This window comes from Streptomyces sp. NPDC102274, from assembly GCF_044766385.1.
Lineage (GTDB): Bacteria > Actinomycetota > Actinomycetes > Streptomycetales > Streptomycetaceae > Streptomyces.
Genome location: NZ_JBIWLW010000016.1, coordinates 13943 through 27527 on the forward strand (window position 1 = coordinate 13943; position 13585 = coordinate 27527).

9 protein-coding genes are annotated in these 13585 nt (G+C 70.1%); 7 read left to right on the forward strand and 2 right to left on the reverse strand.

All coding sequences use genetic code 11. From position 1 onward, the window contains the following. Nucleotides 1-93 precede the first annotated feature (93 nt). The gene (locus tag ACIRQP_RS21780; protein ID WP_403892582.1) at nucleotides 94-1089 is read right to left on the reverse strand and encodes an aldo/keto reductase; all 996 of its coding nucleotides are present in this window, start codon (nucleotides 1087-1089) and stop codon (nucleotides 94-96) included. A 181-nt stretch (nucleotides 1090-1270) separates the two neighbouring features. Here ACIRQP_RS21780 and ACIRQP_RS21785 point away from each other — a divergent pair, with 181 nt between their 5' ends. The 6 genes from ACIRQP_RS21785 (at nucleotide 1271) to serA (ending at nucleotide 11112) form a co-directional block, all read left to right on the forward strand. Beyond that, entirely contained in the window at nucleotides 1271-2209 is a 939-nt protein-coding gene (locus ACIRQP_RS21785; RefSeq protein ID WP_403892584.1) for a 2-hydroxyacid dehydrogenase, read from the forward strand. 395 nt (nucleotides 2210-2604) lie between these two features. Continuing rightward, entirely contained in the window at nucleotides 2605-5457 is a 2853-nt protein-coding gene (locus ACIRQP_RS21790; RefSeq protein WP_403892819.1) for a putative bifunctional diguanylate cyclase/phosphodiesterase, read from the forward strand. Between the two features lie 233 nt (nucleotides 5458-5690). Next, nucleotides 5691-7541 (forward strand): acetolactate synthase large subunit, encoded by a 1851-nt coding sequence (locus ACIRQP_RS21795; RefSeq protein ID WP_403892586.1) that lies wholly within the window; start codon nucleotides 5691-5693, stop codon nucleotides 7539-7541. A 44-nt stretch (nucleotides 7542-7585) separates the two neighbouring features. Beyond that, on the forward strand, nucleotides 7586-8110 hold the full coding sequence (gene ilvN, locus ACIRQP_RS21800; protein ID WP_030351817.1) for an acetolactate synthase small subunit: 525 nt from the start codon (nucleotides 7586-7588) through the stop codon (nucleotides 8108-8110). Nucleotides 8111-8268: 158 nt separating this feature from the next. Further along, a complete protein-coding gene (gene ilvC, locus ACIRQP_RS21805) occupies nucleotides 8269-9270 on the forward strand; it encodes a ketol-acid reductoisomerase (protein WP_403892588.1) in 1002 nt (333 codons plus the stop codon). A gap of 249 nt (nucleotides 9271-9519) precedes the next feature. Beyond that, nucleotides 9520-11112, forward strand: a complete 1593-nt coding sequence (serA, locus tag ACIRQP_RS21810; RefSeq protein WP_403892590.1) for a phosphoglycerate dehydrogenase — start codon at nucleotides 9520-9522, stop codon at nucleotides 11110-11112. Nucleotides 11113-11160: 48 nt separating this feature from the next. Here the strand turns inward: serA and ACIRQP_RS21815 are convergent, their stop codons facing one another. Next, on the reverse strand, nucleotides 11161-12420 hold the full coding sequence (locus ACIRQP_RS21815; protein ID WP_403892592.1) for a PucR family transcriptional regulator: 1260 nt from the start codon (nucleotides 12418-12420) through the stop codon (nucleotides 11161-11163). 190 nt (nucleotides 12421-12610) lie between these two features. On the opposite strand from ACIRQP_RS21815, the gene ACIRQP_RS21820 reads away from it, so the two are divergent. Next, nucleotides 12611-13537 (forward strand): proline dehydrogenase family protein, encoded by a 927-nt coding sequence (locus ACIRQP_RS21820; protein ID WP_403892594.1) that lies wholly within the window; start codon nucleotides 12611-12613, stop codon nucleotides 13535-13537. The last annotated feature ends 48 nt before the right edge of the window (nucleotides 13538-13585 follow it).

A 13585-nucleotide genomic window follows, 5' to 3' on the forward strand; every position in this document is an offset into this window, starting at 1 on the left:
AAGGCTGCGATTCCCCTGCGCTGATTCCGCTGTGCTGATTCCGCTGTGCTTCACCGTTACTGCACCGTGGCTGTTCCTACCCCACGGACGCGCTCAGTCCCACGATTCCCGCACCGGCGGCAGCGCCGCGATCTCGGCCAGATCCCGCGCTGTCAGCGTCAGCTCCGCCGCCCGCGCGTTCTCCACCGCCCATGTCTCCCGCTTCGTCCCCGGCAGCGGCACCACATGGCGCCCCCGGCTCAGCACCCACGCCAGCGCCACCTGCGCCGGGGTCGCGCCGTGCCGCGCCGCGATCCGGCGCAACCCCACCACCAATGGCTGGTTCGCGGCCATCATCTCCGCCGTGAACCGTGGATGCCGCGCCCTTACGTCGTCCGGCTCGAAGCCCTGCCCCGGCGTGAGTGTGCCGGTCAGGAAGCCGTTGCCCAGCGGCATCGCCGCCAGGAACCCGATACCGCGGGCCTCGCACCACGGCAGCAGCCGCTCCAGCGCCTCCGGTGACCACACCGACAGCTCCGCCTCCACCGCGCTCACCGGAAAGACCTGCTGCACCCGCTCCAGCTGGCGGATCGTGGACTCGTGCAGATGCGCCCCCGATCTGCGCCGGGACGCGCGCGCCCCCACCGCGCACAGCCCGAGCGCCCGCACCTTCCCCGCGGTCACCAGCTCCGCCATCGCGCCCCAGGTCTCCTCGACCGGCACCTCGGGATCGGCGCGGTGCAGCTGGTAGAGATCGATCACATCGGTCTGGAGCCGCCGCAGCGAGGCGTCACAGGCCCGCCGTACATAGCCGGGGCGGCCGTTGGCGACGATGTGCTGATCACCGACGAGCAGTCCGCACTTGGTCGAGACGAAGACATCCGCCCGCCGCTGCCCGAGCACCCGCCCCAGCAGCAGCTCATTGGTGAACGGTCCGTACATGTCGGCCGTGTCGAGCAGGCTCGTACCGGCGTCGAGCGCCGCGTGCACCGTACGGAGTGAACGGTCGCCGTGCTGCTGCGAGCCGGTGTAGGCCCAGTGCATCGGCATACAGCCGAGGCCGATCGCGCCCACTTCGAGCGCCGCCGCACCGATTGTCCTGCGCTCCAACGCCGTACCCCCCTCGTGCCGCCCTTAGAGGCCGCGCGCATAGGTGGGGCGGCGTCGCGTGCCGATGGGCGGCGCCCGGCGGCGTTGTCGTCGGTCCACGACGCTCCGCGTCGCCTTACCTATGCGCGCGGCCTCTAAGCTAACCGCATCGGTCCGACACGCTTCGCATAGCCTCCTGACCATGACTTCAGACGTATGGCTCCCCCTCAAGGCCGACGGGATCGAGGGACTCCCCGAGGGACCGCGCTATCTCTTCTGGGACGGCGGCGAGGAGTACCCCGCCGACCCGGCCGACTGCGCCTTCTACGTCGTCCCGTACATGAAGGGACCCGAGATCGCCGTACGGCCGCTCGCCGCCATGACCTCCGTACGCGTCGTCCAGACCCTCTCGGCGGGCATAGACCATGTGACCCCCGCGCTCGGCACGCTTCCCGCCGGCGTACGCCTGTGCAACGCCAAGGGCGTCCACGAGGCCAGCACCGCCGAACTCACCCTGGCCCTGATCCTCGCCTCCCTGCGCGGCATCCCCGGCTTCGTCACCGGCCAGCAGCGGGAGGAGTGGCGCTCCGGCTTCTACCCGGCGCTCGCCGACAAGTCCGTACTGATCGTCGGGTACGGATCGATCGGCGCGGCCATCGAGGACCGGCTCGCGCCCTTCGAGTGCGCGCGGGTGGTGCGCGTCGCCCGCTCCGCCCGCACCACGGAGCGCGGCGCCGTCCAGGCGTTCACCGATCTGCCCGAGCTGCTCCCCGAGGCCGATGTGGTGATCCTCTCCACCCCGCTCACCGAGGGGACGAGGGGCCTGGCCGGTGCGGAGTTCCTGACGCGGATGAAGGACGGCGCGCTGCTGGTCAACGTCGCGCGCGGCGCCGTAGTCGAAACCGAGGCGCTGCTCGCCGAGACCAAGAGCGGACGGATCACGGCCGCCCTCGATGTCACCGACCCGGAACCGCTGCCCGTCGGCCATCCGCTCTGGCACGCCCCGGGCGTCCTCATCAGTCCCCATGTCGGCGGCTCCACCTCGGCGTTCCTGCCGCGCGCCCAACGGCTGCTGGCCGACCAGCTCACCCGGTTCGCCGCCGGGGAGGAGCCGCGCAACATCGTCCTCACCACCGGCTGACCCCGAGCCGAAGCACCCGGGATCGGAGCACCTCGCCCCGGCACAGTGCCGCGGCACCGCGCCGCAGCACCTCGCCCCATGATCCGGAAGACACTCCCCGGACACTCTCCGCAGCCGTCCGGACACCCTCGTGGCTGACAACTCACCTGATCGTCACGGAGAGTAGAAGAACTATGTCCCTGAGTGACGAGACTGGTGTATCGTCCCGATCTGGGGGCTGCGGCGTGCCTGGAGCGGCGCAGCGGAGCGATCAGAATGCGAGGGGGGCGACGGGCGATGTACGGCCAATGGACGAACGATCCGACGCGGCAGGGACGCCGGCGGCGGCCTCCGGACATCCCGATCAGCAGGCAGGTTCCCTCGGCGGTGACCGCGACACCCCCCGGGGTGTTCCGGTGAGCGCCGACGGCGTGCTCCTCGGCAGGCGGGCGGTCTCCGGCAGCGGTTCGGGGCTGGTCGGGCGGCTCCTCCTCGCCCTGATCTGCGGGGGCTACGCGGCAGGGGCGGCGCTGGGCTGGGGCTCGCACGAACTGGCCCTGTTCATGGGTGACTTCGGACTCAGCCTGGCCGCCGCGATCGCCGCGGTCTCCTGCTTCTTCTACGCGCGCGGCCGCGGCAGCCGCTTCCGGCCCGCCTGGCTGCTGTTCTCGTTCTCCTCCGCGATGGCCTCCGGAGGGAACGCCGTCTGGGGCTGGTACGAGGTCATCCTCGACGAGCCGGTGCCCAGCCCCTCACTCGCCGATCTCTTCTTCCTCTGCTTCGCGCCACCCGCCATCGTGGGACTGCTGGTGCTCGCCAAACGCCCGGTCAGCAGGGCCGGCTGGCTCTGTCTGGTGCTCGACTCCTGGCTGATCGGCGGCTCACTGCTCACCCTCTCCTGGAGCCTCGCCCTCGCGCGGACGGCGCATTTCCAGGGCGAGAGCGTGACTCAGGCGGCGCTCTCCCTCGCCTATCCGCTGCTCGACATCGTGCTGGTCAGCATGGTGCTCGCGCTGCACTTCCGGCGGGCCACGGGCAGCCGGTCCGCCGTCAACACCGCGATCGCCGCACTCGCCCTGACGGTCTTGTGCGACGCCCTGTTCACCTCCCCGCTGCTGCGGGAGACCTATCGCTCGGGGCAGTTGCTGGACGCCGGCTGGTTCGCCGGGTCGCTGCTCCTCGCGTACGCGCCGTGGGGCATGCGCCGGATCCCGGAGAGCCCTCCGCAGCCACGTCATCCCCGTAGCGCCAGCCGTCCCATCGCCGGCTCGCTCGCCGCGCTCACGCCCTATCTGGCCGCCGCCGTCTGCACGCTGGGCATCCTCTACAACGTGATCGAGGGCCGGCGGGTCGACCGGGTGGTGGTCCTCACCGGCTGCGCGGTCGTGCTCGCGCTGGTCGTACGGCAGGGCATCATGCTCGTCGACAACATCGCGCTCACCCATGAACTGGCCCAGAAGGAGAACCACTTCCGGTCCCTGGTGCAGGGATCCAGCGATGTGATCATGATCGCCGCGCCCTCCGGCATACTCCGCTACGTGAGCCCCGCCGCCACGGGCGTGTACGGCCGCGAGGCCGAGGATCTCGTCGGCGCGGAACTGGCCTCGATCATCCACCCCGACGACCTCGGCCGGGTGGTCCACGAAGTACGGCGCTTCCTGGCCGCACCCCCCTCCGAGGAGCCCACGACCCGCATCGAGTGCCGGTTCAGATCAGGGACCGGTGACTGGCTCAATGTGGAGTCCACCGTCAACCGCCACCAGGGCGGGCTGATCTTCAACAGCCGGGACGTCACCGAACGGGTCCGCCTCCAGGCGCAGCTCCAGCACAACGCCGAGCACGACCCGCTCACCGACCTGCCCAACCGCGCCCTGTTCACCGAGCGGGTACGACAGGCCCTCTCCGGCCGCCGTACGACCGATCCGGGCACGGCCGTGCTCTTCATCGACCTCGACGGCTTCAAGGGCGTCAACGACCGGCTGGGCCATCAGGTCGGGGACGAACTGCTGATCCTCGCCGCCCACCGGCTCCAGGACTCCGTACGGGCCGGTGACACCGCTGCCAGACTCGGCGGCGACGAGTTCGCGGCCATCGTCCTCGGCGACGGAAACGACGACAGGACCGCCCGCGAGCACCAGGTCCACGAGATCGCCGACCGGCTGCGCCTCAGGCTTTCCCAGCCGTATCGGATCGACGGCAACGATGTCCGAGTCGCCGCCTCCATCGGCGTCGCCTTCGCGGAACCGGGCATAACCCCCACCGAGCTCATGCGCAACGCGGACCTCGCCATGTACCGCGCCAAGGCCGCGGGCAAGAACCGCGTGGAGATGTACGCGCCCCAGATGCAGGCCGACGTCGTCCGCAGGACCGAGCTGGCGACCCGGCTGCGCACCGCCCTGCACGACGGCGAATTCGCCCTGCTCCACCAGCCGGTGGTGCATCTCGCCACCGGCCGGGTCTCCGCCGTGGCGGCCCAGGCCCGCTGGCGCTCCGCCCAGGGCATCCTGTTCACCCCCGCGGAGTTCCTGCGCGTCGCCGACGACAGCGACCGCGCCGCGGAGCTTGGCCGCTGGCTACTGGAAGAAGCCGTCTCCCACGCCGTGGAACGGGCGAGAATCGGCCATCCCGTGCCCGTCGCCGTACGGCTCCCGGCCCGCAGGCTGCTCGACAAGTCGATGCCGCTCGGCTCCATCGAGTCCCTGCTCACCCGCCATGGGCTGCCCTCGGGGGCCCTGATGATCGAGCTGTCCGACAGCGATCCGCGCGCCTCCCTCGACGAGCTGGAGCACCGGCTCATCGCCCTGCGCCGGCTGGGGGTACGGATCGCCCTCGACGGCTTCGGCAGTGGCTACGCCGCGATCAGCGCCCTGCGCAGGCTCCCCGTGGACGTACTGAAACTGGACCGCGGTCTGGTGGAGGGCGTCGTGGAGTCCGCGCGGCTGCACAAGATCACGGCGGGGCTGCTGCGGATCGCCGGCGACCTGGGCATGCAGTCCGTGGCCGACGGGGTCGACGTCCCCGAGCAGGTCCTCGCGCTGCGTGCCATGGGGTGTACCCACGGCCAGGGAATGGCCTTCTCCGGGCCGCTGGACGAGTACCGGCTGCGCCGCGCCCTGCTGGCCGGTACGTACCCCCTGCCGAGCAGCACGGCCCTGCCCGTGCTGACCGGAAGCGTGCTCCCCGGCAGCGCGCTGCCCGTCAGGCCTTCCCGGCAGTCCTCGGGCGACCGGATTCCACACCCTTCGATGCCCCTCGATCCGCTCAAATAGTGAGACTCCCGTCCCACCCACTTGACAGCCATGGCGCGCCGGAGGGATCGTCTGTGCCATGCGCACCCGAATTCTCGTACTTGGAAAGCGCGTCGGCTGAAGCAGAGCCCGAACCGCTCTGCAGAACCCACCGACGCGCTCCCCTCGCATGCCTCACGGCACGAGGGGTTTTTTATTGCACCGGCACAGCCCAAACCCTCGCAAAAACCCTCTGCCTCGAGAAGAGAATGCCGATGACCGAGCAGGCCACCGGGGCCCACCATCCGCAGCCGCGGGCCCGTAACGGCGGACCGTCCCCCGCCTCCGTTGAGCACGTCACGGGCGCGCAGTCCCTCATCCGCTCTCTCGAAGAAGTGGGGGCCGACACGGTATTCGGCATCCCCGGCGGCGCGATCCTGCCCGCGTACGACCCGATGATGGACTCCACCCGGGTCCGCCACGTCCTCGTCCGCCACGAGCAGGGCGCGGGACACGCGGCCGAGGGCTACGCCCAGGCCACCGGCAAGGTGGGCGTCTGCATGGCCACCTCGGGCCCCGGCGCCACCAACCTGGTCACCCCGATCGCCGACGCGCACATGGACTCCGTGCCGATGGTCGCGATCACCGGCCAGGTGGCGAGCAAGGCCATCGGGACGGACGCCTTCCAGGAGGCGGACATCTGCGGCATCACCATGCCGATCACCAAGCACAACTTCCTGGTCACCAAGGCCGAGGACATCCCGCGCACCATCGCGGAGGCCTTCCACATCGCCTCCACCGGTCGCCCGGGACCGGTCCTGGTGGACATCGCCAAGGACGCGCTCCAGGCGGAGACGACCTTCAGCTGGCCGCCCACCCAGGACCTGCCCGGCTACCGCCCGGTGACCAAGCCGCACGCCAAGCAGATCCGCGAGGCCGCCAAGCTGATCACGCAGGCCAGGCGCCCGGTGCTGTACGTCGGCGGCGGCGTCCTCAAGGCCGGCGCCACCGCCGAGCTGAAGGTCCTCGCCGAACTCACCGGCGCCCCCGTCACCACCACCCTGATGGCGCTGGGCGCGTTCCCTGACAGCCACCCGCTGCACGTGGGAATGCCGGGCATGCACGGATCGGTCACCGCCGTCACCGCGCTGCAGAAGGCCGACCTGATCGTCGCCCTCGGAGCCCGCTTCGACGACCGCGTCACCGGCAAGCTGGACAGCTTCGCGCCGTACGCCAAGATCGTCCACGCCGATGTCGACCCGGCCGAGATCGGCAAGAACCGCATCGCGGACGTGCCGATCGTCGGGGACGCCCGCGAGGTCCTCGCCGATCTGGTCCAGGCCGTACAGGCCGAGCACACCGACGGACACGTCGGCGACTACACCGCCTGGTGGCAGGACCTCAACCGCTGGCGCGAGACCTACCCCCTCGGCTACGACCAGCCCGCGGACGGCAGCCTCTCGCCGCAGCAGGTCATCCAGCGGATCGGCCAGCTCGCCCCCGAGGACACCATCTACGCGGCGGGCGTCGGCCAGCACCAGATGTGGGCCGCGCACTTCATCGAGTACGAGAAGCCCGCCACCTGGCTGAACTCCGGCGGCGCCGGGACCATGGGATACGCCGTGCCGGCCGCCATGGGCGCCAAGGCGGGGCAGCCGGACCGCACCGTCTGGGCCATCGACGGCGACGGCTGCTTCCAGATGACCAACCAGGAACTCACCACCTGCGCGCTCAACAACATCCCGATCAAGGTCGCGATCATCAACAACGGCGCGCTGGGCATGGTCCGCCAGTGGCAGACCCTCTTCTACAACCAGCGATACTCGAACACCGTGCTGCACTCCGGCCAGGACACGGCCGACGGCCCCAGCGGCGGCACGCGCGTCCCGGACTTCGTCAAGCTCTCCGAGGCCATGGGCTGTGTCGCGATGCGCTGCGAGTCACCGGACGAGCTGGACGCGGTGATCGCCAAGGCCAACGCCATCAACGACCGCCCCGTCGTGGTCGACTTCATCGTCCACGAGGACGCCCAGGTGTGGCCGATGGTCGCCGCGGGCACCTCCAACGACGAGGTCATGGCCGCTCTGGGCGTCCGCCCCGACTTCGGCGACGGCGCGGACGACTGAGCCGCGGAACGAGAGCCCGAGAGACCGAGAGAAGAGACCGACACATGACCAGGCACACGCTCTCCGTTCTGGTGGAGAACACCCCCGGTATCCTCGCCCGGATCGCCGCGCTGTTCTCCCGCCGCGGCTTCAACATCGACTCACTCGCCGTCGGTGTCACCGAGCACCCCGACATCTCCCGCATCACCATCGTGGTCAATGTCGAGGAACTGCCCCTGGAGCAGGTGACGAAGCAGCTCAACAAGCTGGTGAACGTCCTGAAGATCGTCGAACTCGAGCCCGGCGCCGCGATCCAGCGCGAGCTCGTCCTGGTGAAGGTCCGCGCCGACAACGAGACCCGCTCCCAGATCGTCGAGATCGTCCAGCTGTTCCGCGCCAAGACCGTGGACGTCTCACCCGAGGCCGTCACGATCGAGGCGACCGGATCGAGCGACAAGCTCGACGCCATGCTGAAGATGCTGGAGCAGTACGGCATCAAGGAACTGGTGCAGTCCGGCACGATCGCCATAGGACGTGGCGCGCGGTCCATCACGGACCGCAGTCTGCGGGCGCTCGACCGCAGCGCGTAACCCGCCCGTCCCCGTACGCACACCCCATCCCGTTCCGCTCGTATGGCGAGACCGGGAGACCAGCATCGACCGTCCCGCCGTACGGTGGGTGGGACGCGAGCTGCGACATTCTCGAAGCCGCCCGCACCCCAAGCAGCGCACACCAAGGAGAAGACCCAGTGGCCGAGCTGTTCTACGACGACGACGCCGACCTGTCCATCATCCAGAACCGCAAGGTCGCGGTCATCGGTTACGGCAGCCAGGGCCACGCCCACGCGCTGTCGCTCCGTGACTCGGGTGTCGACGTCCGGGTCGGTCTGCACGAGGGCTCGAAGTCCAAGGCCAAGGCCGAGGAGCAGGGCCTGCGCGTGGTGACGCCCGCCGAGGCCGCCGCCGAGGCCGACGTCATCATGATCCTGGTGCCGGACCCGATCCAGGGCCAGGTCTACGAGGAGTCCATCAAGGACAACCTGAAGGACGGCGACGCGCTGTTCTTCGGCCACGGCCTCAACATCCGCTACGGCTTCATCAAGCCGCCGGCCAATGTCGATGTCGCGATGGTCGCCCCCAAGGGCCCCGGCCACCTGGTCCGCCGCCAGTACGAGGAGGGCCGCGGCGTGCCGTGTATCGCGGCCGTCGAGCAGGACTTCTCCGGCAGCGCCTTCGCGCTGGCCCTGTCGTACGCGAAGGGCATCGGCGGCACCCGCGCCGGCGTCATCAAGACGACCTTCACCGAGGAGACCGAGACCGACCTGTTCGGTGAGCAGGCCGTGCTCTGCGGCGGCACCGCCGCGCTGGTCAAGGCGGGCTTCGAGACGCTGACCGAGGCCGGCTACCAGCCGGAGATCGCGTACTTCGAGTGCCTCCACGAGCTGAAGCTGATCGTGGACCTGATGTACGAGGGCGGCCTGGAGAAGATGCGCTGGTCGGTCTCCGAGACCGCCGAGTGGGGCGACTACGTCAGCGGCCCGCGCGTCATCACCGACCAGACCAAGGTCGAGATGAAGAAGATCCTGGCCGAGATCCAGGACGGCACCTTCGCCAAGAACTGGATGGAGGAGTACCACAGCGGTCTGAAGAAGTACAACGAGTACAAGAAGGCCGACAGCGACAGCCTGCTCGCCACCACCGGCGCCGAGCTGCGCAAGCTCATGAGCTGGGTCGACAACGAGGACGCGTAACACCGCGACACCGCGCGCGGACGGCCCCGGCCAGGGATGAGCCGGGGCCGTCCGCACGGAACGCCGACGCGCGACCGCACGTACGGGTGATACTGCCGCCGGGGCGGAAAACGGTCCGGTGACAGCACTAGACTGCTCACCACATACGCGTCCAGGCCCACAGCGTCGTGCGTCTTCCACGCGGCCAGAACCCTCCACCGCATGCGGCCGTCGGGACGGCCGTCCGCTATGGGACTTGTGAGGACTCACGTGAGCTCGAAACCTGTCGTACTCATCGCCGAAGAGCTTTCGCCCGCCACCGTCGACGCGCTCGGTCCGGACTTCGAGATCCGGCACTGCAACGGCGCCGACCGCGCGGAGCTGCTGCCCGCCATCGCCGACGTGGACGCGATCCTGGTCCGCTCCGCGACCAAGGTCGACGCGGAGGCCATCGCCACCGCGGGCAAGCTGAGGGTGGTCGCCCGCGCCGGCGTCGGCCTCGACAATGTGGATGTCTCCGCCGCCACCAAGGCTGGCGTGATGGTCGTCAACGCGCCGACCTCGAATATCGTCACCGCCGCCGAGCTGGCCTGCGGTCTGCTGGTGGCCACCGCGCGCCATATCCCGCAGGCCAATACCGCTCTCAAGAACGGCGAGTGGAAGCGCTCCAAGTACACGGGCGTCGAGCTGAGCGAGAAGACGCTCGGCGTCGTCGGCCTCGGCCGCATCGGCGTGCTGGTCGCCCAGCGCATGTCCGCCTTCGGCATGAAGATCGTCGCGTACGACCCCTATGTGCAGCCGGCCCGCGCCGCGCAGATGGGCGTCAAGCTGCTGACGCTGGACGAGCTGCTGGAGGTCTCCGACTTCATCACGGTGCACCTCCCGAAGACCCCCGAGACGCTGGGTCTGATCGGCGACGAGGCGCTGCACAAGGTCAAGCCGACGGTGCGGATCGTCAACGCCGCGCGCGGCGGGATCGTGGACGAGGAGGCGCTCGCCTCCGCGCTCAAGGAGGGCCGGGTCGCCGGCGCCGGTCTGGACGTGTACTCCAAGGAGCCCTGCACGGACTCCCCGCTGTTCCAGTTCGACCAGGTCGTCTGCACCCCGCACCTCGGCGCGTCCACCGACGAGGCGCAGGAGAAGGCGGGCATCGCGGTCGCCAGGTCCGTACGGCTCGCGCTCGCCGGCGAGCTCGTGCCGGACGCGGTCAACGTCCAGGGCGGGGTCATCGCCGAGGACGTACGCCCGGGGCTGCCGCTCGCCGAGAAGCTCGGCCGGATCTTCACCGCCCTCGCGGGCGAGGTCGCGGTCCGGCTCGATGTCGAGGTGTACGGCGAGATCACGCAGCACGATGTGAAGGTGCTCGAACTGTCCGCGCTCAAAGGCGTGTTCGAGGATGTCGTCGCCGAGACCGTGTCGTACGTCAACGCCCCGCTGTTCGCGCAGGAGCGTGGCGTCGAGGTGCGGCTGACCACCTCCAGCGAGTCCCCGAACCACCGCAATGTGGTGACCGTGCGCGGCACGCTCTCCGGTGGCGAGGAGGTCTCGGTCTCCGGCACGCTGGCCGGGCCCAAGCACCTCCAGAAGATCGTCGCGATCGGTGAGTACGACGTGGAGCTGGCGCTGGCCGAGCACATGATCGTGCTGCGCTACGAGGACCGCCCCGGTGTGGTCGGCACGGTCGGCCGGATCCTCGGCGAGGCCGGGCTCAATATCGCGGGGATGCAGGTCTCCCGGGCGGAGGAGGGCGGCGAGGCGCTGGTCGTGCTCACCGTCGACGACAACGTGCCGCCGGCCGTACTGACGGAGATCTCGGAGGAGATCGGCGCGGCCTCGGCGCGCTCGGTGGATCTGACCGACTGAGGCGTATCCAGTCGATCTTCGTGTATCTGTGGGCGCCCGGCCCGTGCGTCAGAGCCGGGTCGCCTTCAGGGCCATATGGAGAAGCAGCCGGTCCTCGCCGTCGTCCAACTCCAGACCCGTCAGCTGCTCGATCCGGGAGAGCCGGTAGTAGAGCGTCTGGCGGTGGATGCCGAGGGCCGAGGCCGTGCGCCCCGCCTGGCCCGCGTGGTCGAGAAACACCTCGGCGGTGTGGGCCAGTTCCGCCTGTACGGGGTCCAGCAGCGGCCGGATCACGGGGTCGGGCTCGGTGGGGAGCGCGGTCAGCAGACGGTACGCGCCGATCGACGTCCACCGCGCCACCGGGCCGAAACGGGGCTGGGCGATCGAGGCGCGGGCCGCCGACACCGCCTCCCGCCAGGCCGCGGGCAGTTCGGCCAGACCGCGTCGCGGCGCGCCGGAACCGGCGGCGGCCCCCGGGCCCGCGTCCTCGCGCAGCCGGGCCACGGCAGTGAGGACGGGCGCGAGGGCGTCCGGTGAGCGGAGCCGTACGAGCAGGGCGAGGGTGTCCGCCTCGCCCGAGCCGTTCACCGGGCCGTTCACCGGGCCGGTCGTCGCGCCCGTCGATGAGCCGTTCAGGCGCCCGGTCGCCGCGCCGGTCGCCGGGGCGCTTCCGGTCGCCGCCCCGCCCGTCGTCCGCCCCGCCCCGTACGGCAGCGTGCACAGCGCCGCCGTCCCCGGCACCGCCCGTACCGGTGGTTCCTCACCGCGCCAGGGCGCGACGCAGAGCACCACATGCGATCCGTCCGCGCTCGGCCCCAGCGCGGCGCGCAGCGCGGCCAGCGCCATGTCCCGCTGCCAGCCCGGCTCGGCCGTCAGTACGGCGCGCAGCTCGCGGGCCAGATCCGCGCCCGCCCGCACCTCGTCGGCGAGCAGATCGCCGATCCGCGAGGTCACCTCCATGGCCGCCGCGAGCCGGGAGGAGCTCGGTCCCGGATCGGAGTCGTCGAGCAGCCAGACGTAGCCGAGCACCGTGCCCCGGTGCCGTACGGGCAGACAGATCCGGCCACGGAAGACACCCGCGTCCGGGGCGGCGGGGATGCGGACCGGTTCCGTCGCACGGGTGATGCCGAAGCCCTCGAACCAGGCGCGGACCGCCGGAGTGGACTTCCTGGTCAGGATCGAACGTGTCCTGACCGGGTCCATGGCCGTGTCGTCGTCGCTGTCGTGCGCGCCGAAGGCGATCAGCCCGAAGTCCCGGTTCTCCAGCGTCGCGGGGACACCGAGCAGTACCGAGATCTCGTCGACCAGCTCCTGATAATCGTCCTTCACCCGGACATTCTCCCACTGCTTTCAGACAGATGTCTGAGATCCCGGCCACGGATGCGTGACAGCTGTCGATGGCAGAGGATCGGACCGATCCTTAGTTTTCACAGTGGTTCTCCTTTCCGTACTGAACTGATCGCTTCCGTTTCGCGGATGTTCGGCTACGGCTTTTTCGATCTCACCGTGGAGGTGCCCTGTGCTGGGTCCCGTGATCCTCGCCGCGTCGCGGAGCGACAGAATGCGCCGTGTCGTCTCGGCCGCCCCGGTCACCAAGCCCGTGGTGAACCGTTTCATCGCCGGTGAGTCGGTCGAGGAGACGGTCCCGGTGATCCGGAACATGGCCGGCCGCGGTCTGGAGGTCACCCTCGACGTCCTCGGCGAGGACATCTCCGACCCGACCGAGGCGCTGGCCGCCCGGGACGCGTATCTGCGGCTGATCGAGGCCCTCACCCCGCTGGAGCTGGGCGCCCGCGCCGAGATGTCGGTCAAGCTCTCCTCCTTCGGGCAGGCGCTGCCCGGCGGGCACGACCTCGCGCTGAAGAACGTCACCGCCGTCGTCGAGGCCGCCGCCGAGATCGGCACCACGGTCACCCTCGACATGGAGGACCACACCACCATCGACTCGACACTCGCCATCCAGGGCGAGCTGCGCGAGCGCTTCCCGCAGACCGGCGTGGTCGTCCAGTCGTATCTCTTCCGCACCGAGGAGGACTGCCGGGCGCTCGCCGAAGCCGGCTCGCGCGTGCGGCTCGTCAAGGGCGCCTACAAGGAGCCCGCGTCCGTCGCGTACCAGGACAAGAAGGAGGTCGACCGGGCGTATGTCCGGTGCCTCAGGATCCTGATGAACGGCGCCGGCTACCCGATGGTCGGCTCCCACGACCCGCGCGTCATCGCGATCGCCCAGAGCCTCGCCCGCCGCGCCGGACGTAAGCTCGATGAGTACGAGTTCCAGATGCTGTACGGCATCCGGGAGGCCGAGCAGGACCGGCTGGCCGCCGAGGGACACCGGATGCGTGTCTACATCGCGTACGGCACCGACTGGTACGGATATTTCATGCGCCGCCTCGCCGAGCGCCCCGCCAACCTCGCGTTCTTCCTGCGTTCGCTGGTCAGCCGCGGCTGAGCCGCCGCCACCGAAACCGACCGCCCCTGACCTACTGATGAAGGAGAT